Raw genomic sequence first — 19146 nt, 5'->3', positions numbered from 1 at the left:
TCAGGCCTTCTCCCGCTTCAGGTAGGCGACGAGCTGCTCGGGGTTGGGCCCGGGCACGACCTGGACGAGCTCCCAGCCGTCCTGGCCCCAGGTGTCGAGGATCTGCTTGGTGGCGTGCACGAGGAGCGGCACGGTGACGTATTCCCACTTGGTCATGGGGGTGACTCTAGCCGGAGCGGCCGGTGTGAGGTGGGACACAAAGAGGGCATGATTCAGCCGGGCCGCCGGGATGCTCCCGGCATCGGGGTCGCTCGCTGGTTACGCTCGCGGTGTGGGCACCGCCGGGTGCCGGTCGACCGACGGACGGAGACGGAGCGTGGCAGGCAGCAGTCCGACGGCGTCGAGCGACCCGGACTGGGAGGGTGTCAGGCTGCACGTCGTCACCGGCAAGGGCGGTACCGGGAAGACGACGGTCGCGGCCGCACTGGCGATCGCGCTGGCGGCGCAGGGGCGCCGCACGCTGCTGATCGAGGTGGAGGGCCGGCAGGGCATCGCCGAGCTGTTCGGGATCGCCGCGCTGCCGTACGAGGAGCGCCGGGTGGCCACCGTGACCCCCGCGCAGCTGGGGCTGCCGGGCCGCCGGCACGGCGAGGTGCACGCGCTGGCGATCGACACCGAGCTGGCGCTGCTGGAGTACCTGGAGATGTTCTACAAGCTGGGCCGCGCCGGGAAGGCGCTGCAGAAGGTCGGCTTCGTGGACTTCGCGACGACGATCGCCCCGGGCGTGCGGGACGTGCTGCTCACCGGGAAGGCCTGCGAGGCGGCCCGGCGCAAGGGGCAGGACGGCACCCCGGTGTACGACGCGGTGGTGATGGACGCGCCGCCGACCGGCCGGATCACCCGCTTCCTCAACGTGAACTCGGAGGTCGCGGGGCTGGCCCGGATCGGGCCGATCCACTCCCAGGCGCAGGCGGTGATGCGGGTCCTGCGGTCGCCGGAGACCACGGTGCACTTCGTGACGCTGCTGGAGGAGATGCCGGTGCAGGAGACGGTGGACGGCATCGCGGACCTGCGCGAGGCGAAACTGCCGGTCGGCGGCGTGCTGGTGAACATGGTCCGCCCGCCGGTGCTGGACGCCGCGGCAGTGGCGGCGGTGGACGGCGACCACCGCGAGGAGGTCGCGCTGGCGCTCGGCGAGGCCGGGCTGGGCGGCCGCTCCCGCAAGCCGGAGACGGTCCGGGCGCACGTCGAGCCGCTGCTCGGACCGCTGCTGGAGCAGGCCAGGGAGCACGCCGAGCGGGTCGAGCTGGAGCGCGAGCAGCGCGCCGACCTGCAGCAGCTGAAGCTGCCGACGTACGAACTGCCGCTGCTCGGCGAGGGCGTGGACCTGGCCGGGCTGTACCGGCTGGCGGGCGAGCTCAAGCGGCAGGGGGCGGCATGACGGCCAGGCTGGAGGTCGACGCGCTGATCGACGACCCGGCGACCCGGATCGTGGTGTGCTGCGGCTCGGGCGGCGTGGGCAAGACCACCACTGCCGCGGCGATCGGGCTGCGCGCCGCCGAGCGCGGCCGCAAGGTGGTCGTGCTGACCATCGACCCGGCCCGCCGGCTCGCCCAGTCGATGGGCCTGAGCGAGCTGGACAACACCCCGCGGCTGGTGAAGGACGTGGCCGGCAAGGGCGAACTGCAGGCCATGATGCTGGACATGAAGCGGACCTTCGACGAGGTCGTGCTGGCCCACGCCGAGCCCGAGCGGGCCAGGGCGATCATGGAGAACCCGTTCTACCAGTCCCTGTCGGCCGGCTTCGCCGGCACGCAGGAGTACATGGCGATGGAGAAGCTGGGGCAGCTGCGCGCCGAGGACCGCTGGGACCTGATCGTGGTCGACACCCCGCCCTCGCGCTCCGCGCTGGACTTCCTGGACGCGCCGAGCCGGCTGGGCTCCTTCCTCGACGGGAAGGTGATCCGGCTGCTGACCGCCCCGGCCAAGGTCGGCGGGCGGTCCGCGATGAAGTTCCTGAACGTCGGGATGGGCCTGATCACCGGCACCCTGGGCAAGATCTTCGGCGCCCAGCTGCTGACCGACGTGCAGACCTTCGTCTCCGCCATGGACTCGATGTTCGGCGGCTTCCGCGAGCGCGCCGACCGCACGTACCAGCTGCTGAAGGCGGAGGGCACCGCCTTCCTGGTGGTGGCGGCGCCCGAGCGGGACGCGCTGCGCGAGGCGGCGTACTTCGTCGACCGGCTGGCGGCGGACGAGATGCCGCTGGCCGGCCTGGTGCTCAACCGGGTGCACTCGACCGGAGCCCCCCAGCTCACGGCCGAGCGCGCCCTGGCTGCCGCCGAGGCGCTGGAGGAGAACGGCGCCCAGACCTCGACCCCGGCGGCCGAGACGCTGGCCGCCGGACTGCTGCGGCTGCACGCCGAGCGGATGCAGATCATGGCCCGGGAGCGACGCACCAGGGACCGCTTCGCCTCGGTCTACCCGGACGTCCCGATCGTCGAGGTGCCCGCGCTGCCCGGGGACGTCCACGACCTGGACGGCCTGCGGGCGGTCGGCGACCGCCTCGGCGGTTGATCGGGACGGGATCGGTACGGGCGGACGCTCCGTCAGGGGGACGGAGCGTCAGCCCGCCTGCGCGTAGTCCCGCAGGACCACACCCGTGGCCAGCGACTCCTCGTACTCCGTGCGAGCGGTCTCCAGCAGTCGGCGCCACGAGCCGACCGTCGGCCGGCGGCGCAGCAGCGCCCGGCGCTCGCGCTCGGTCATTCCGCCCCAGACCCCGAACTCCACCCGGTTGTCCAGTGCGTCGGCGAGGCACTCGGTGCGCACCGGGCACCCGCTGCACACCGCCTTGGCGCGGTTCTGCGCCGCCCCCTGTACGAACAATTCGTCCGGATCGCTCGTGCGGCAGGCCGCCTGTGCGCTCCAGTCATCCACCCAGCCCATGCCGGCGCCGTCCTCTCCCGAATCGGGGCTCCCCCACGGCGGCAACGGCATATTCACCGCTGCCAGTTGAGGACGTTACGGAAGAACGGCACGGCGCAACAGCCCCTAGGGGCCCAATCTCGAATGACCCGATCGGACTATGGGTGCCCGTTAGCTCACTCGTTGGAGTGATCGCAGGTCGGAGACCTTGTCAGATACTGAGAGGTCTGATTTGGTCACGCTGTGCGACGGTGTAGGCCTGGACTCTTCCGGAAATGGGGGAGTTTCCGGTGCAAATCGGGCGAAGCTCATCACTCACAAGAGTGATGTTGATGAACAGAGCGAAGCTGTCGCGAACCTGTGACAAGCGTAGGCGAACACCTGCCCCCCTGTACGGGAATCCGCGACGTAGGGTTCTCTCCATGGCTTCTCAGCGATCCGCGGGCAACGCCCTCGACAAGGCAGGGCTCGGTGTCAAGTTCCTGGGCAGCGCCGTGCTGGCCGGAATCCTGGTCGCCGGGATGGCGCTGCCGGCCGTCGGTGCGCTCGGGCTCACGGCGAAGGACACCGCCGACAGCTTCGACAACATCCCGGACGACTTCAAGCAGCCGACCCTCTCGCAGGCGTCGATGATCTACGACGCCAAGGGCGGGCTGATCGCGAAGGTCTACGACCGGGACCGCACCATCCTCACCAAGGAGCAGATGGCGCCGATCATGCGCCAGGCCCAGGTGGACATCGAGGACGCCCGCTTCTACGAGCACGGCGCCGTCGACCTCAAGGGCGTGCTCCGCGCCATAAGCAAGAACGCCGAGGCGGGCTCCGCCACCCAGGGCGCCTCCACGCTCACCCAGCAGTACGTGAAGAACGTCTTCGTCGAGCAGGCCGGCGACGACCAGCAGGCGTTCCTGGAGGCGACCAAGAAGAGCATGGGTCGCAAGATCCAGGAGCTGAAGTACGCCATCAAGCTGGAAGAGGACCTGAGCAAGGACCAGATCCTCACCAACTACCTGAACATCACCTTCTACGGCCACCAGGCGTACGGCATCGAGGCCGCCGCCAACCGCTACTTCAGCAAGAGCGCCAAGGACCTCACCGTCCCCGAGGCCGCGATGCTGGCGGGCCTGGTGCAGAACCCCTCGGCGTACGACCCGATCGCCCACCCGCAGGCGGCGCAGACCCGCCGCAACACGGTGATCAACAAGCTGCTGGAGTACAAGCACATCTCGCCGGACGACGCCAAGGCCGCGCTCGCCGCGCCGCTCGGCATCAAGTACCGCGAGCCGCAGAACGGCTGCATCACCGCGCAGAACGGCATGGGCTTCTTCTGCGACTACGTGCGCCGCGTGGTCAAGCAGGACCCGGTGTTCGGCAAGACCGCCGCCGACCGGCAGAAGCTGTGGAGCCAGGGCGGCCTGAAGATCTACACCACCATCGACCCGGCGAAGCAGGCCGCCACGTACAACGCGGTCACCAAGAAGGTGAACGTCACCGACAAGGTCTCGGCCGCCGCCACCATGGTCAAGCCGGGCACCGGCGAGATCCTGGCGATGGCCCAGACCCGTCCGTACGGCCTGGACAACGGCAAGAACCAGACCGTGCTCAACCTGAACGTCGACGCAAACATGGGCGGCGGCAACGGCTTCTCGCCCGGCTCGACCTTCAAGCCGATCCTGGCGGCGGCGGCCCTGGAGTCCGGGCTGCCGATCTCCCAGGAGTACCCCTCGCCGAACAAGATGGACTACCCGAAGATGTCCACCTGCGACGGCAACTGGAACGAGAAGGGCGTCCCGGTCCAGAACGAGTCCGAGAAGGAAATCGGCCCGTACAACCTCAAGGACGCCATGGCGAAGTCGGTCAACACCTACTTCGTGCAGATGGAGGAGAACGTCGGCCTCTGCCCGATGAAGCAGATGGCCAACAAGCTCGGCATCAAGAACCTGGCCAACGGCACCCCGCTCAAGCAGGTCCCCTCCATGGTGCTCGGCACCCAGGAGGTCTCGCCGCTGACCATGGCCAGCGCCTACGCCGCCTTCGCGGCCCGCGGCCTGTACTGCAGCCCGGTCGCGCTGACCTCGGTGGTCAACGCCGAGGGCAAGAAGCTCGACGTGCCGAAGGCCAACTGCTCCCAGGCGATGGCCCAGACCACCGCGGACGGCATCAACACCCTGCTGCTCGGCGTGACCGAGAAGGGCACCGCCGCCTCGCTCGGCCTGGACGACGGACGGCCGATCGCCGGCAAGACCGGTACCACCGACAACCGGTACGCCGCCTGGTTCACCGGCTACACCCCCGAGCTGGCCACCTCGGTCTGGCTCGGCGGCGTCGGCGGCAACGTGTCGATGAAGAACATGAAGATCGGCAACACGTACTTCGACTCGGTCTTCGGCGCCACCGGCCCCGGCCCGATCTGGCAGATGGCGATGAACGACGCGCTCGACGGGACCCCGAAGAGCCAGTTCCAGACCGTCAACATCCCGGCGCCGACCCCGACCACCACGCCGACCGACGGCGCCTCCCCGCCCTCCGGGGACAACGCCAACGGCAACGGCAACGGCGGGCTGATCAACGGCGGCTTCACGCTGCCGCCCGGCTGGGGCGGCAACAACGGCGGCAAGCCGGGCCACCGGTAGGCGCCGGCGGCGGACGCGGAAGGGGTGGGGCCCGGTCGGGCCCCACCCCTTCGTCGTGCTCGGCGCCGGTGCCCGGCGCGACGGCTCAGCCCGCCAGCGCGGCCTTCACCGCGGCGGCCACCCGGCCGCCGTCGGCCAGGCCCTCCACCTTCGGCTTCACCAGCTTCATCACGGCGCCCATCGCCTGCGGGCCGGTGGCCCCGCTCTCGGCCACCGCGGCGGCGACGATCCCCGTCAGCTCCTCGTCCGAGAGCTGCTTCGGCAGGTAGCCGGCCAGCACCTCGCCCTCGGCGCGCTCCTGGGCGGCCGACTCGGCCCGGCCGGCGCCCTCGAAGGCCTCCGCGGCCTCGCGGCGCTTCTTCGCCTCCTTGGCGATCACGTTCAGCACCTCGGCGTCGGACAGCTCGCGCTTGGTCGTGCCCGCCACCTCCTGGGCGGTGACCGCGGCCAGCGTCAGCCGGATGGTGGACGAGCGGAGCTCGTCCCGGGTCTTGATGGCAGCCGTGAGGTCCTCCTGCAGCTGCTCCTTGAGCGTCGTCATGCCCCGATTCTCCCACTTGCCCCGGTCCGGACGCGCAGAAATATTTCCTCGGAACCACCTGCAACCTCCGGCGGGGCCGCACGTCTATCAGGTTGAGCGGGCGAGAGAGACCCGCAACCGCCCGGCGGCGAGTCCCGCCGGGCCCCAACACCACTGTGCCCAGGGGGACTTCGCCATGCGCAAGAACAGCTCGCTCCGTGCCCGCACCGCCGCCGTCCTGGTCGCCGGCCTGCTCGCCGGCGGTGTGCTGGCCGCTCCGGCCGCGCTGGCCGCCGAGCCGGCGAAGCAGTACCTCACCACCACCATGCCGGAGGCGATCGGCCTCGGCGGCCGCCCGGCGGGGACTTCCAACGCCATCTCCAACCCGGGCACCACGGTGCTGAAGGCCCAGCTGAAGGTCACCGCCGACATCGGCTTCCAGGCGCCCGCCGGCTGGTTCGTGATCAACTTCAGTGACGACGCCAACGGGGGGACGGCCAAGCCCGTGCCGCTGACCTTCGCCAACGGTGTCTACTCCGGCACCGTGCCGGTGACCGTGACGGTGCAGCCGGGCCAGATCGAGATTTTGCACCTGCTCGTCGGCACCCCGCTGGGCGGCCCGGGCAACGGTGCCACCAACGGGGGCATCGAGTCGGTCAAGCTGCGGACCACCCTGGTGGCGGAGGGCACCACGGAGCCGCTGGGCGAGGTGGAGAGGACCGTCCCGGTGCGCGGGATCACCCCGGTGTTCTCCCCGGTGCCGGGGCAGGCGGTCGCGGGCGGTGCGGGGATCGAGTTCGAGTCCGGGCTCACCAACAACACGCGCTCCGACTACGACCGGCTGTCCGACGTCCTGTACACCGCGGCCGGTGCCAAGGTGGAGACGCGCCTGGGCGACGGCAGCTGGAAGACCCTGGCCGCCGTGCCGGGGGCCGGCGGCGAGGGCCGGGCCGCCTTCCGGCTCGACGGCCCCGGCGCCGAGCTGCTCGCGATGCGGTCGGCGGGTCACCGGGTCCGCGTCTCCTACCCGGCCGGCACCCCGCTCGGCGCGACCGAGATCGGGCACTGCGCGATCGTCAACGAGCGGGTCGACCGGCCGCTGGTCGGTACCACCATGTGCGGCGAGCAGGCGAAGGTCACCGTGGTCGCCCCGACCACCCCCGCGCCGACCACCCCCGCGCCGACCACCCCCGCGCCGACCACCCCCGCCTCGGCGACCACCGCGGCGGCGGCGCCGGTGACCGGGGCGCTCCAGGACGGTGCCGGCGACGGGGTGCTGTGGTTCGGCCGTCGCCGTTCGGCCTGAACCGCGGTGCGCGGGGCCCGGACCTCGGAGAGTACGGGCGGGAACCGGCCGATCCGTCGACAGTGCAGGATGTGACTACATAGGTTTCCGGCCGTAAACAGTCTTGTCACATCGACCGGAAGGCCGATCCATGGCACTGCTCGCAGATCCGACGTCCCGTCTCCTGCTGGGGCTCGCGGTGATCCTGGCGCTCAGTCGGCTGGCGGGGCGGGTCGCCCTCCGGTTCGCGCAGCCGCCGGTGCTGGCGGAGATCGCGGTCGGCATCGTGCTCGGCCCGACCGTGCTCGGCCGGCTGCTGCCGGGGGTGCACCGGGAGCTGTTCGGGCCGTCGACCACGACGGTGTACGGCGGGCTCGCCCAGATCGCGGTGGCGCTCTACGCGTTCGGGATCGGCGCGCACATCGCGCGGCCGGCGCCGGTGGCGTCCGCGGCCGGGAGGCACCACTCGCCGGTGCCGCTGGCGCTGGCGTCGTTCCTGGTCCCGGGGGCCGCGGGGCTGCTGATCGCGCCGTGGCTGGGGGCCGGGCAGCCGCAGGTCAGCGCGCCGTTCGCGATCTTCCTGGCCTGCGCGTTCGGGGTGACCGCGGTGCCGGTGCTGGCCCGGATCCTGCAGGACCGGCACCTGGACGCCACCCCGGTGGGGCGGCTGTCGCTGGCCGCGGCGTCGATCGGCGACGGGGCGTGCTGGTGCCTGCTGGCGGTGGCGATGTGGCTGGCCGGGCGGATCGAGCTGCCGCTGCTGCTGCTCGGCCTGGCCGCACTGGTCGGCGCGGCGCTGGCGGCCTGGCGGCGGATCGCGCGGCAGAGCGGCGGCCGGGTGCCGAGCCGGGTGGTGGCCGGCAGCGCGGTGGGCACCGCGTCCGCCGGGCCGGATCCGGTGACGGACGGCCGGCGGGAGTGGGGCGTGGTGCCGATGCTGGGTGCGGTGTGCCTGGCGGCGGCGCTCTCCTCGGCGCTGGGTCTGCACGCGCTGTTCGGCGGGCTGGTGCTGGGTCTGCTCTGGCCGTCCGGCGAGCGGGCCGGCGAGCGGGCTGACGGCCGGCGGGCCGCGGTCGACCGGGCTGTCAAACCGTCGGTCAACTCGGGTCCGGCGGGGTTGGGCCTGCTGGCCTCGGCGCTGCTGCCGTGCTTCTTCCTGGGGGCGGGGCAGCAGGTCGACCTGGGTGGTGACCTGCTGCGTCCGGCGTTCCTGGGCCGGCTGGCGGCCGTCCTGGTGGTGATGACGGTCTCGAAGCTGCTGGTGTCCACCGTGGTGGGGCGGATGCAGGGCTTCGGCACGCGGGACGCGCTGCGGCTCGGGGTGCTGATGAACACCAAGGGCCTGACCGAGATCGTGGTGCTGGTCGCGGGCCACCAGGCGGGGCTGATCGGCCGGGAGCTGTTCGAACTGCTGATGCTGGCGGCGCTGGTGCTGACGATGGCCGCCGGTCCGGCGCTCGCCCTGCTGGAGCGGGGCGAACGCCGGGCGGACGACACCCCGGCCGTGCCGGCCGGCTCGCGGTGGCAGCCCGAGCGGGACGGCAGCGCCGTGGGGTGATCCGATGACGCCGGGCCCGCGATCGGGGGTGTTCCCGGGCCCGGCGCCTTCGTGACCGCCCCACGGAACCCCCGGGCCGTCAGACCGCGCCGGTCAGGCTCCGGTAGACGTCCAGGGTGCGCCGGGCGACCTGGTCCCAGGAGAAGACGTCCCGGGCCCGTTCCTGGCCGGCCGCGCCGAACTTGGCGGCCAACCCGGGGTCGGCGAGCAGCCGGTTGACGGCGTCGGCGAGGGCGCGGGCGAGCCCCTCGGGGTCGGCGGGTTCGCCGGTGCCGTCGGGGCGGGGCTCGTAGCCCACCAGCAGCCCGGTGCGGTCGTGTTCGACCACCTCGGGGATGCCGCCGACCTCGGTCGCGACCACGGCGGTCCCGCAGGCCATCGCCTCCAGGTTGACGATGCCCATCGGCTCGTACAGCGACGGGCAGACGAACACGGCGGCCCGGGTGAGCAGCTGACGGACGGACGAACCGTCCAGCATGCCGTCGATCCGGACCACGCCGGTGCGGGTGCGGCTGAGCTCCTCGACCAGGTGCGCCACCTCGGCGGCGATCTCCGGGGTGTCGGGCTGGCCGCAGCAGAGCACCAGTTGGGCCTCCGGGGCCAGGTGGAACGCCGCCCGGAGCAGGTGCTGCAGCCCCTTCTGGCGGGTGACGCGGCCGACGAACAGCACGTACGGGCGGTCGGGGTCGACGCCGTACCGCTCCAGGGCGGCAGTGGAGTCGTCGGGTTGGAACACCCCGGTGTCGATGCCGTTGTGGATGACGTGCACCCGGGCCGGGTCGATCTCGGGATAGACGTCCAGGATGTCCTGGCGCATCGCCCGGGAGACCGCGATCAGGCCGTCCGCGCCGAGCGCGGAGGTGCGTTCCATCCAGCGGGAGAGGCCGTAGCCGCTGCCGAGCTGCTCGGCCTTCCACGGGCGCAGCGGTTCCAGGCTGTGCGCGGTCATCACGTGCGGGATGCCGTGCAGCCGGGCCGCGACGTGGCCGGCGGTGTTGGCGTACCAGGTGTGGCTGTGCACCAGGTCGGCCCCGGTGCACTCGTCCGCCATCCGGAGCCCCGCGCCGAGGAAGCCGAGAGCCGGGTTGCCCGCGACCAGGTCGGCGGGGGCGGAGTAGGCGGTGGTGCCGTGCTCGGCGCGCTCGGCGCCGAAGCAGCGCACCCGGACGTCGATCAGCCGGCGCAGTGCCCGGGTCAGTTCGGTGGCGTGGACGCCGGCCCCGCCGTAGACCTCCGGCGGATACTCCCTGGTCAGCAGATCGACGCGCATCGGGGGTTCTCCCTGGCCGGCCGGGGTCAGCAGCACTGCGGGACGGTCAGACCCGTGGGGCTCGGCGAGGGGGAGACCACCGACTCGTTGGTGGTGGTCGTGGTGGCGGTGCCGGGGTCGGTGCCCGTGCCGGCGCTGGCGGCGGGCGCGGTGAGTGCGACGCCGGAGGCCACAGCTGCACCGAGGAACAGGACCGCGACGAACTTACGCATGGTGATGCCTTCTCTGCGAGTGACTGGCCGGGTTGACAGGAGGAGTCAATCGAAATTGACACACCTTGTCAATCGTTGATCGAAGGGGGTTTGAGGCTGTAGTGGGGCTCACGCTTGAGACGCTGGCCAGCAGGGGATACTTCTGTAAAACTGTCAGTAAAACGGCGCCGTTGACCGGAGAGACATGGAGCAACCACAGAGCGGTACAAGTGGCATCGGACAGAGACTCCGCGAGCTGCGCCAGAAGAAGGGGCTGAACCAGCAGGATCTCGCCTCCGCCGACATCTCGGTCAGCTACGTGTCCCTGATCGAGACCGGCAAGCGGGCCCCTTCCGAGGCGGTGTTGAAGACCCTGGCCGAGCGGGTCGGCTGTTCCGTGGAGTACCTGCGCACGGGCCGCGACGACGCCCGGGTCCAGGAGCTGGAACTGAAGATCGCGTTCGGCGACATGGCGATGCGCAACGGCGCCAACGGCGAGGCTCTCCAGTCGTACAGCGAGGCCCTCGCGGCCGCGCCGTTCCTGAGCGACGCCATGGTCCGCCGTGCCCGGATCGGGCAGGCCACCGCCTTCGAGAAGCTCGGACAGCTGGAAGCCGCGATCCAGATGCTGACCTCGCTGTTCGAGGACCCGGCGTCGGTGCCCGGCTCGGCGGAGTGGACGCAGTTGGCGGTGGCCCTGTGCCGCTGCTACCGCGACGCCGGCGACCAGCTGCTCAGCGTGGAGATCGGTGAGCGCGCCATGCGCACCCTGGACGGGCTCGGCCTCGCCGTCACCGACGACCACATCCAGTTGGGCGCCACCCTGATCAGCTGCTACCAGAGCCGAGGCGACCTCACCCAGGCCCACCTGATCGCCAACCGGCTCATCCCGGCGGCCGAGCAGACCGGCTCCCGGGTGGCCCGCGGCTCGGTGTACTGGAACGCAGCCGTGGTCGCCATCTCGCAGGGCCGCATCCGGGAGGCGCTCACCCTCACCGAGCGCGCCCTGGCGATGATGGCGGAGAGCGACAACGTCCGGCACCAGGCCCTGCTCAAGGGTGCCTACGGGTACCTCCTGCTCTCCATGCCGGAGGCCGACCTGGAGCGCACCAAGGAGCTCCTGGAGGAGTCCCAGGAGGCCCTGCTGGACGTCGGCAGCGCCATGGAGCAGGCCCGCAACGAGGTCAACCTGGCCCGGCTCGCGGTCCGGCTCGGCAAGCCGGCCGACGCCCTCGCGCACGCCAGCCGGGCCCTCGGCCTGCTGCGCAACAACCAGCGCTGGGAGGCCGCCGAGGCCCGGGTGATCCTGGCCCGCGCCCAGTTCATGAGCGGGGACCGGGACAACGCCGAGACCACCCTGCGGGCGGTCGAGCGGCAGCTCGGCCAGGTGCCGGTCAGCCGGGACCACGCCACGGTCTGGCGGCACGTCGGCGACCTCTGGAAGGAGCTGGGCCACGCCGCCGAGGCGTTGTCCGCGTACGAGAACGCGCTGGCCGAGGTCGGGCTGCTGGCCCTGCCGAGCCGCACCACCTCCGCGCTGCCCTCCGAGCGCGGCTGAACACCCACGGCCTCCGGGCCCGCCCCCGCAGCTCGCGGGGACGGGCCCGAACGTCGTTGGGCGTCAGTTCTGTTCGGCGTCGCGGACGGCGCTGAGCACGTGGTCGGTGAGCGCGTCCAGGGTGCGGGTGTCCGGTGCCTCGGCGTTCAACCGCAGCACCGCCTCGGTGCGCGAGGCCCGCAGGTTGAACCAGGAGCCGTCCGGGAACTCGGCGGTCAGCCCGTCGAGCCGGTCCACCCGCGCACCGGAGTCGCCCAGCGAGCGCTCCACCGCCGCCACCGCGCCGGCCGGGTCGGCCACCTCCAGGTTCAGCTCGCCCGAGCCGGCCCAGCGGTCGTGGCCGGCCGCCAGCTTCGACAGCGGCCGCGCCTGCGCGGAGAGTTCCGCCAGCAGGTGCAGGGCGGCCAGCAGGCCGCTGTCGGCGAACCAGAAGTCCCGGAAGTAGTAGTGGCCGGAGTGCTCCCCGCCGAGCACCGCGAGGTGCTCGGCCATCGCCGCCTTCAGGTGGGAGTGCCCGACCCGGGTGCGGACCGGCACACCGCCGGCCCGTTCCACCGCGGCCACCGCCGAGCGCGGCGCGATCAGGTTGTGCACCACCGCGGCGCCCGGCTCGGCGGCCAGCAGCCGTCCCGCGAGCAGCGCCAGCAGGGCCGCCGCCGGGACCGGCTCGCCGCGCTCGTCCACCGCGAACACCCGGTCCGCGTCGCCGTCGAAGGCGAGCCCGAGGTCGGCGCCCTCGGCCACCACCCGGGCGCGCAGCTCGGCCAGGTTGGCGGGCTTCATCGGGTCCGCCTCGTGGTGCGGGAAGCTGCCGTCCAGCTCGAAGTGGAGCGGCACCAGCCGCAGCGCCGGGTGGTCGAGGACCAACGGCGCGGTCTGTCCGGCCATGCCGTTGCCCGCGTCGACCACCACGGTCAGCGGGCGCAGGCCCGTGAGGTCGACCAGGGAGCGCAGGTGGGCGGCGAACTCCTCGACCGGTCCGGCCGGCCGGCGGACGCCGGTGACCGCGGCGCGCTGCGGCCGGGGCCCGAGCAGCGCGGCCCGGACGCGTTCCAGGCCGCTGCCCTCGGCGACCGGCACCGCGCCGGCCCGGCAGAGCTTGAACCCGTTCCAGCCCGCCGGGTTGTGGCTGGCGGTGACCATGGCGCCGGGGACGCCGTGCAGGCCGGAGAGGTAGTAGAGGCGGTCGGTGGAGCCGAGGCCGGCGTCCAGTACGTCCACGCCCTGCTCCAGCACGCCCTTGGTGAACGCGCCGGCCAGCGCGGGGGAGGACAGCCGCATGTCCCGGACCACCGCGATCAGCGGCGCCCCGACGAGCCCGGCGAACGCGGCGCCGATCCGGTACGCCGCCTCCTCGTCCAGCTCCTCGGGAGAGAGGCCCCGGATGTCGTACGTGCGGACGGCGTGGGCGGCGGTCTCGGGTCTCATGCGGTCCCTCTCACTCACTCGGTCGACGGTTCGGTGTCCTCCGGGGCCAGCCACACCGTCGCCAGCGGGGGCAGCACCAGTTCGGCGCTGTGCTGGAAGCCCTTCCACGGCATCGGCTCGGCCTGGAACGGCAGGTCGGGGGAGGCCCCGCTGCCGCCGTACGCGCGGGCGTCGGTGTCCAGGACGGTGCGCCAGCGGCCGCCCCGCGGCAGGGCGACCCGGAAGCGGGGGCGCGGCACGGGCGAGAAGTTGCTGACGCAGACCAGTTCGCGGCCCTGGCCGTCGCGCCGGGCGAAGGCCAGCACGTTCTCGTCGGCGGCGTCGGCGTCCAGCCAGCGGAAGCCGGCCGGGTCGCTGTCCAGCAGCCACAGCTCGGGGCGTTGCCGGTACGCGTGGTTGAGGTCGCCGACCAGGGCGCGCACGCCCAGGTGGTCGGCGGCGGCCGGCCATTCGTCCTCCAGCAGCCACCACTGCGGGCCGGCCTCGTGGTCCCACTCGGCGCCCTGCGCGAACTCCTGCCCCATGAAGAGCAGTTGCTTGCCGGGGTGGGCCCACATGTAGGCCAGGTAGGCCCGCTGGTGGGCCCGCTGCTGCCACCAGTCGCCGGGCATCTTGGAGACCAGCGCGCCCTTGCCGTGCACCACCTCGTCGTGCGAGATCGGCAGCACGTAGTTCTCCGAGTACGCGTAGACCATCGAGAAGGTCAACTCGTTGTGGTGGTACCGGCGGTGGCAGGCCTCGCGGCCGAAGTAGCTGAGCGAGTCGTGCATCCAGCCCATGTTCCACTTCAGGCCGAAGCCCAGGCCCCCGTGGTCGGTCGGGCGGGTCACGCCGTCCCAGGCGGTGGACTCCTCGGCGATGGTCACCACGCCCGGGCAGCGGCGGTAGACGGTGGCGTTCATCTCCTGCAGGAAGCGCACCGCGTCCAGGTTCTCGTGCCCGCCGTACTGGTTGGGCGTCCACTGGCCGTCGACCCGCGAGTAGTCGAGGTAGAGCATCGAGGCCACCGCGTCCACCCGCAGGCCGTCGACGTGGAACTCCTCGCACCAGTAGACCGCGTTGGCGACCAGGAAGTTGCGCACCTCGGTGCGGCCGTAGTCGAACTCCAGCGTCCCCCAGTCGGGGTGCTCGGCGCGCAGCGGGTCGGCCGGCTCGTAGAGCGGCTCGCCGTCGAACCGGGACAGTGCGAAGGCGTCCTTGGGGAAGTGCGCGGGCACCCAGTCGACGATCACGCCGATGCCGTGCCGGTGCAGGGTGTCCACCAGGTGCTTGAAGTCGTCCGGGGTGCCGAGCCGCGAGGTCGGCGCGAAGAAGCCGGAGACCTGGTAGCCCCAGGAGCCGCCGAAGGGGTGCTCCATCACCGGCATGAACTCCACGTGGGTGAAGCCCAGTTCGGCCAGGTACGGGGGAAGCTCCTCGGCCAGCCGGCGGTAGGTGGCGCCCGGCCGCCAGGACGGCAGGTGCATCTCGTACACCGACATCGGCGCCCGGTGCGGCGCGTAGCCGACCCGGTCGGCCATCCACTGCTGGTCGGTCCACTCGTGGGTGGACTCGTGCACCACCGAGGCGGTGGCGGGCGGGCACTCGGCGGCCCGGGCCAGCGGGTCGGCCTTGTCGAGCAGCGCGCCGGACCGGGTCCGGATCCGGTACTTGTAGCGGGCCCCGCTCCCCAGGCCGGGGACGAACAGCTCCCAGACGCCGGAGGAGCCGAGCGAGCGCATCGGGTGCCCGGTGCCGTCCCAGTGGTTGAAGTCGCCGACCAGGCCGACCCCTTCGGCGTTCGGCGCCCACACCGCGAAGGAGGTGCCGGCCACCCCCTCGTGCTCGCGGACGTGCGAGCCGAGCACCTTCCACAGCTGCTCGTGCCGGCCCTCGGCGAGCAGGTGCAGGTCCAGCTCGCCGAGGACGGGCAGCAGCCGGTACCCGTCCTCCTCGCGCTCCTTGACGCCGTCCGGGTAGCCGATCAGCAGGGTGTACTCGGGCGCCTCGTAGCCGGGCAGCAGCGCGGTGAACAGCCCGTCGCCGTCCGGGACCAGCTCGATCTCGCCGTCCTCGACCTCCAGCACCACCCGCTCGGCACCGGGCCGCAGCACCCGCACCGCCACGCCGTCCGGGCCCGGGTGGGCGCCGAGCAGCGCGTGCGGATCGTGGTGGCGACCGCCGAGCAGCCGGTCGCGGTCCGCCTCGCCCAGTGGGGCGGGGGGCACCGACTCCAGGGCCGGGGGCAGCAGCGAGGGGACAGTCACGGTCTGGGTCCTCTTCGTCGTGGGCGGGCGATGGGGGCCGTGGCCGGCGGTGGTACGGGTGGCGCTGGTGGCGCGGTCGGTACGGGCGGCCTCAGCGGCCGGAGACCAGTCGCTGGACGGCGGACATCGGGATCGGGAGCCACTCGGGGCGGTGCTGCGACTCGTACACCGCCTCGTAGACGGCCTTGTCCGCCTCGAAGGCGCGCAGCGCGACCGGGTGGCAGTGCGGGTCGGTGCCGCCGGCGGCGGCGTAGCCGGCGTTGAACGCCCGGCGGTTGCGGACCGCCCAGGCCTGGGCCCGGCGGATGCGGCGCAGCCGGGCCGCGGACGGCTCGCCGTCGGCGGGCTGCTCGGTGCCGCCCTCGCGGCGCAGGGTCTCGCCGAGTGCCTGCTGGGCGGCGTAGTCGAAGGAGCGGAGCATCCCGGCGACGTCGCGCAGCGCGGGCTCCGGCCGGCCGCGTTCGGCGACCGGTTTGGAGGGCTCGCCCTCGAAGTCGATGATCTTCCAGCCGGCGTCGCCGGAGAGCACCTGGCCGAGGTGCAGGTCGCCGTGGATCCGCTGGCCGTCGACGCCGCGGCCGCGCAGCGCGACCTTGCCGAAGTCCTGGTACAGGGTGGCGATCCGGCCCGCGTACGGCTCCAGCTCGGGGACGGCGCGGACGGCGGCGCGCAGCCGGCGCTGCATGCCGTCGGTCAGCTCGTCGACCTCGTCGGGTGCCATCCTGGTGACGCCGAACGCCTGGGCGAGCGCGGCGTGCAGTTCGGCGACGGCCTCGCCGAGGGCCAGCGCGTCGCTGGTGAACCCGCCGATGGTGGGCACCGCCCGGCGGCCGCCGGTCAGGCAGTCGGCGGCGTGGCCGACCGCCATGTCCCAGCCGCTGCCGTGCGCCGGCAGGAACTCGGTGAGGATGCCCAGGACGGTCGACTCGCCGTCGCCGTCACCGGTGCTGAGCCAGCCGAGCAGCCGGGTGGTGCGGGTCGAGCCGACCTCGGTGAGCGCGCCCAGCACCTCGACCTCGGGGTGCAGGCCGGGCTCCGGGCGGCGCAGCAGCTTGAGCATCAGCCGGTCGCCGTACACCACGGAGGTGTTGCTCTGCTCCACCGAGAGCGGGTGGGGCGGCAGGTCGAGCGGGATCGGGGCGGCGTCCGGCCGGGACAGCCGCAGCGAGTCGCTGCCGCCGAGCGCGGTCCACTCCAGCAGGCGCGACATCAACTCCGGGTCGGCGGTCGCCTCGTAGACCATCCGGCCGTCCCACTCGCCGCCGACGGCCTGGCCGATCAGCGCGGGGGCCAGCCGTTCGGGCAGGCCGCGGCGGACACCGAGCAGCAGCTGGTAGCGGTGGGTGGCGTTGGTGGAGTGCCGGGCCACCATCACGGCGTGCACCAGCACCGGCGAGTCCGGGTCGGACGGGTCGAGCGGGATCACCGTGCTGGTGACCGGCCGCAGCTCCTGCAGGCAGCCGCGCTCGTGGGCGAACCAGCGGCGGCCGGCCAGCCAGGGCACCATGGCGGGCAGCAGCGGGCGCAGCAGTTCGTCGGCGCGCTGCGCGGGGCGGTAGCGGGCCTTGGTGCAGGAGTCGCACACGGCGACGGCGGTGGTCATGCCGCCGCCTTGCGGACGGTGAGCAGGTGGGCCGGGCCGACCGCCGGGTCCAGCCGGACGTAGTTGCTGCGCCCCCAGGTCCAGGTGGCGCCGGAGAGTTCGTCGTGCACGGTGAGCGGGCCGTCCCAGGGCAGGGTCACGGTGGCCTCCTGGACGTGGTGCGGGTCCAGGTTGACCACGACGATCACGGTGTCCTCGCCCTCGTGCTTGGAGAAGGCGAGGACCTGGCCGTTGTCGGCGTGGTGGAAGCGCAGGTCCCGCAGCTGCTGGAGCGCGGGGTGGCGGCGCCGCAACTGGTTGAGTGTGGTGAACAGCGGGGCCAGGGTGTCGGTCCTGGTCCAGTCGCGCGGGCGCAGTTCGTACTTCTCCGAGCGCATGTACTCCTCCGAGCCGGGGCGGACGGGCTCGTTCTCGCAGTGCTCGTAGCCGGCGTAGATCCCGTACGCGGGCGACAGGGTGGCGGCCAGCACCGCGCGGACGGCGAACGCGGCCGGGCCGCCGGTCTGCAGGTGGCCGGGCAGGATGTCCGGGGTGCTGGGGAAGAGGTTCGGCCGCATGAAGTCGGCGCTCTCACGGGTGAGTTCGGTCAGGTACTCGGTGAGCTCGGGCTTGCTCTCGCGCCAGGTGAAGTAGGTGTAGGACTGGTGGAAGCCGACCTTGCCGAGGGCGTGCATCATCGCGGGCCGGGTGAAGGCCTCGGCGAGGAACAGCACGTCGGGGTCGGTGCGGGCGATCTCCCCGAGCACCCGCTCCCAGAAGCTGACCGGCTTGGTGTGCGGGTTGTCCACGCGGAAGATCCGCACGCCGTGCGCCATCCAGTGTCTGAGGAGCCGCACCGTCTCTCTGACCAGGCCGTCGAAGTCCTGGTCGAAGTTGATCGGGTAGATGTCCTGGTACTTCTTCGGCGGGTTCTCGGCGTAGGCGATGGTGCCGTCGGGGCGGTGGGTGAACCACTCGGGGTGCTTGTTGACCCACGGGTGGTCCGGCGAGCACTGGAGGGCGAAGTCGAGCGCGACCTCCAGGTCGAGGGCGGTGGCCTCGGCGACGAAGTGGTCGAAGTCCTCGATGGTGCCGAGGTCCGGGTGGACGGCGTCGTGGCCGCCCTCGGGGGAGCCGATCGCCCACGGCGAGCCGACGTCGTGCGGGCCGGCGGTCAGGGAGTTGTCGGGGCCCTTGCGGTAGGCCCGGCCGATCGGGTGGATCGGCGGCAGGTAGACCACGTCGAAGCCCATCGCGGCGACCGCGGGCAGCCGCTCGGCGGCGGTGCGCAGCGTCCCGGAGACCAGGGTGCCGGAGGCGTCGACGACCGCGCCCTCGGAGCGCGGGAAGAACTCGTACCAGGCGCCGTGCAGTGCCCGCTTCCGGTGCACAACCAGCTCCAACGGCTCGGTGGCGGAGACCAGTTCGCGCAGCGGGTGGCGGGCGAGGGCGGCCGCGACCGGCCCGGCCGTGGCGGCGGCCAGTCGGTCGGCGGCCGGGCGGGCGTCGTCGCCGAGCGCCGCGGCGGCCGCCAGCACCGCGGTCCGGGCGCTGCCCCGGGGGACGCCGGCGGCGGCCCGCTCCAGCAGCAGCGCGCCCTCCTCCAGGGTGATCTGGACGTCCACCCCGGCCGGGATCTTGATCCCGGCGGTGTGCAGCCAGGTGGCGACCGGGTCGCTCCAGGCCTCCACGGTGTACGTCCAGCGGCCCGGCACGGTGGGGACGACGTCCGCGCCCCAGCGGTCGGTGCCCTCGGCGAGTTCGCGCATCGGCGTCCACGGCCCCTTGCGGCCGCGCGGCCCGCGTAGCACCACGTTGGCGCCGACCGCGTCGTGGCCCTCGCGGAACACGGTCGCGGAGACCGGGATCCGTTCGCCGACCACCGCCTTGGCGGGGCGCCGCCCGGAGTCGACCGCCGGGCGCACGTCCAGGACGGGTATCCGTCCGATCGGGTCGGGCTGCCGGCGGGTAGCCCGTGCGGTGGTGCTCATCTCGCCGGATCTCCTC

At 72.7% G+C, this 19146-nt stretch carries 15 protein-coding genes; 6 read left to right on the top strand and 9 right to left on the bottom strand.

What is annotated here, in order from left to right; translation table 11 throughout:
- The gene (sp36, locus tag ABEB06_RS18185) at positions 1 to 156 is read right to left on the bottom strand and encodes a Sp36 family protein (protein WP_345697921.1); all 156 of its coding nucleotides are present in this window, start codon (positions 154 to 156) and stop codon (positions 1 to 3) included.
- Between the two features lie 160 nt (positions 157 to 316).
- Here sp36 and bagA point away from each other — a divergent pair, with 160 nt between their 5' ends.
- Together bagA and bagB are read left to right on the top strand one after the other, a co-directional pair.
- Positions 317 to 1381 (top strand): ATPase BagA, encoded by a 1065-nt coding sequence (gene bagA / locus ABEB06_RS18180; protein ID WP_345697920.1) that lies wholly within the window; start codon positions 317 to 319, stop codon positions 1379 to 1381.
- A complete protein-coding gene (gene bagB / locus ABEB06_RS18175) occupies positions 1378 to 2517 on the top strand; it encodes an ATPase BagB (protein WP_345697919.1) in 1140 nt (379 codons plus the stop codon). Before bagA ends, bagB begins: the two co-directional genes overlap by 4 nt.
- A 48-nt stretch (positions 2518 to 2565) precedes the next feature.
- Here bagB and ABEB06_RS18170 read toward each other — a convergent pair whose 3' ends face one another.
- Positions 2566 to 2889, bottom strand: a complete 324-nt coding sequence (locus ABEB06_RS18170; RefSeq protein ID WP_035864045.1) for a WhiB family transcriptional regulator — start codon at positions 2887 to 2889, stop codon at positions 2566 to 2568.
- 401 nt (positions 2890 to 3290) lie between these two features.
- On the opposite strand from ABEB06_RS18170, the gene ABEB06_RS18165 reads away from it, so the two are divergent.
- Positions 3291 to 5501 carry a transglycosylase domain-containing protein gene (locus ABEB06_RS18165; RefSeq protein WP_345697918.1) on the top strand — a complete coding sequence of 737 codons (2211 nt, stop codon included), beginning with the start codon at positions 3291 to 3293 and terminating at the stop codon, positions 5499 to 5501.
- Between the two features lie 85 nt (positions 5502 to 5586).
- On the opposite strand, the gene ABEB06_RS18160 is transcribed toward ABEB06_RS18165, so the two are convergent.
- The gene (locus ABEB06_RS18160) at positions 5587 to 6042 is read right to left on the bottom strand and encodes a GatB/YqeY domain-containing protein (RefSeq protein WP_345697917.1); all 456 of its coding nucleotides are present in this window, start codon (positions 6040 to 6042) and stop codon (positions 5587 to 5589) included.
- Positions 6043 to 6217: 175 nt separating this feature from the next.
- Here ABEB06_RS18160 and ABEB06_RS18155 point away from each other — a divergent pair, with 175 nt between their 5' ends.
- Together ABEB06_RS18155 and ABEB06_RS18150 are read left to right on the top strand one after the other, a co-directional pair.
- The gene (locus ABEB06_RS18155; protein WP_345697916.1) at positions 6218 to 7327 is read left to right on the top strand and encodes a hypothetical protein; all 1110 of its coding nucleotides are present in this window, start codon (positions 6218 to 6220) and stop codon (positions 7325 to 7327) included.
- Positions 7328 to 7457: 130 nt separating this feature from the next.
- Positions 7458 to 8864 (top strand): cation:proton antiporter, encoded by a 1407-nt coding sequence (locus tag ABEB06_RS18150; RefSeq protein ID WP_345697915.1) that lies wholly within the window; start codon positions 7458 to 7460, stop codon positions 8862 to 8864.
- A gap of 79 nt (positions 8865 to 8943) precedes the next feature.
- On the opposite strand, the gene glgA is transcribed toward ABEB06_RS18150, so the two are convergent.
- Positions 8944 to 10134: a glycogen synthase gene (gene glgA, locus ABEB06_RS18145; RefSeq protein WP_345697914.1), complete on the bottom strand. Its 1191-nt coding sequence runs from the start codon at positions 10132 to 10134 to the stop codon at positions 8944 to 8946.
- A gap of 26 nt (positions 10135 to 10160) precedes the next feature.
- A complete protein-coding gene (locus ABEB06_RS18140; RefSeq protein WP_345697913.1) occupies positions 10161 to 10346 on the bottom strand; it encodes a hypothetical protein in 186 nt (61 codons plus the stop codon).
- Between the two features lie 184 nt (positions 10347 to 10530).
- On the opposite strand from ABEB06_RS18140, the gene ABEB06_RS18135 reads away from it, so the two are divergent.
- Positions 10531 to 11883: a helix-turn-helix domain-containing protein gene (locus tag ABEB06_RS18135; protein WP_345697912.1), complete on the top strand. Its 1353-nt coding sequence runs from the start codon at positions 10531 to 10533 to the stop codon at positions 11881 to 11883.
- A 63-nt stretch (positions 11884 to 11946) separates the two neighbouring features.
- Here ABEB06_RS18135 and ABEB06_RS18130 read toward each other — a convergent pair whose 3' ends face one another.
- The 4 genes from ABEB06_RS18130 to ABEB06_RS18115 form a co-directional block, all read right to left on the bottom strand.
- Positions 11947 to 13311, bottom strand: coding sequence for a phosphohexomutase domain-containing protein (locus ABEB06_RS18130; protein WP_345697911.1), 1365 nt, complete (start codon positions 13309 to 13311; stop codon positions 11947 to 11949).
- A gap of 14 nt (positions 13312 to 13325) precedes the next feature.
- Entirely contained in the window at positions 13326 to 15557 is a 2232-nt protein-coding gene (glgB, locus tag ABEB06_RS18125) for a 1,4-alpha-glucan branching protein GlgB (protein ID WP_425559641.1), read from the bottom strand.
- 91 nt (positions 15558 to 15648) lie between these two features.
- Complete coding sequence (locus tag ABEB06_RS18120) at positions 15649 to 17160, bottom strand: maltokinase N-terminal cap-like domain-containing protein (RefSeq protein ID WP_345697910.1); 1512 nt, start codon at positions 17158 to 17160, stop codon at positions 15649 to 15651.
- The gene (locus ABEB06_RS18115) at positions 17157 to 19130 is read right to left on the bottom strand and encodes an alpha-1,4-glucan--maltose-1-phosphate maltosyltransferase (RefSeq protein ID WP_345697909.1); all 1974 of its coding nucleotides are present in this window, start codon (positions 19128 to 19130) and stop codon (positions 17157 to 17159) included. Before ABEB06_RS18115 ends, ABEB06_RS18120 begins: the two co-directional genes overlap by 4 nt.
- Between the last annotated feature and the right edge of the window lie 16 nt (positions 19131 to 19146).

Origin of the sequence: Kitasatospora terrestris (assembly GCF_039542905.1) — a bacterium.
Classification (GTDB): Bacteria; Actinomycetota; Actinomycetes; order Streptomycetales; family Streptomycetaceae; genus Kitasatospora; species Kitasatospora terrestris.
The sequence above is the reverse complement of the archived record's forward strand: the minus strand, read 5'-3'. Positions and strand labels throughout refer to the sequence as shown.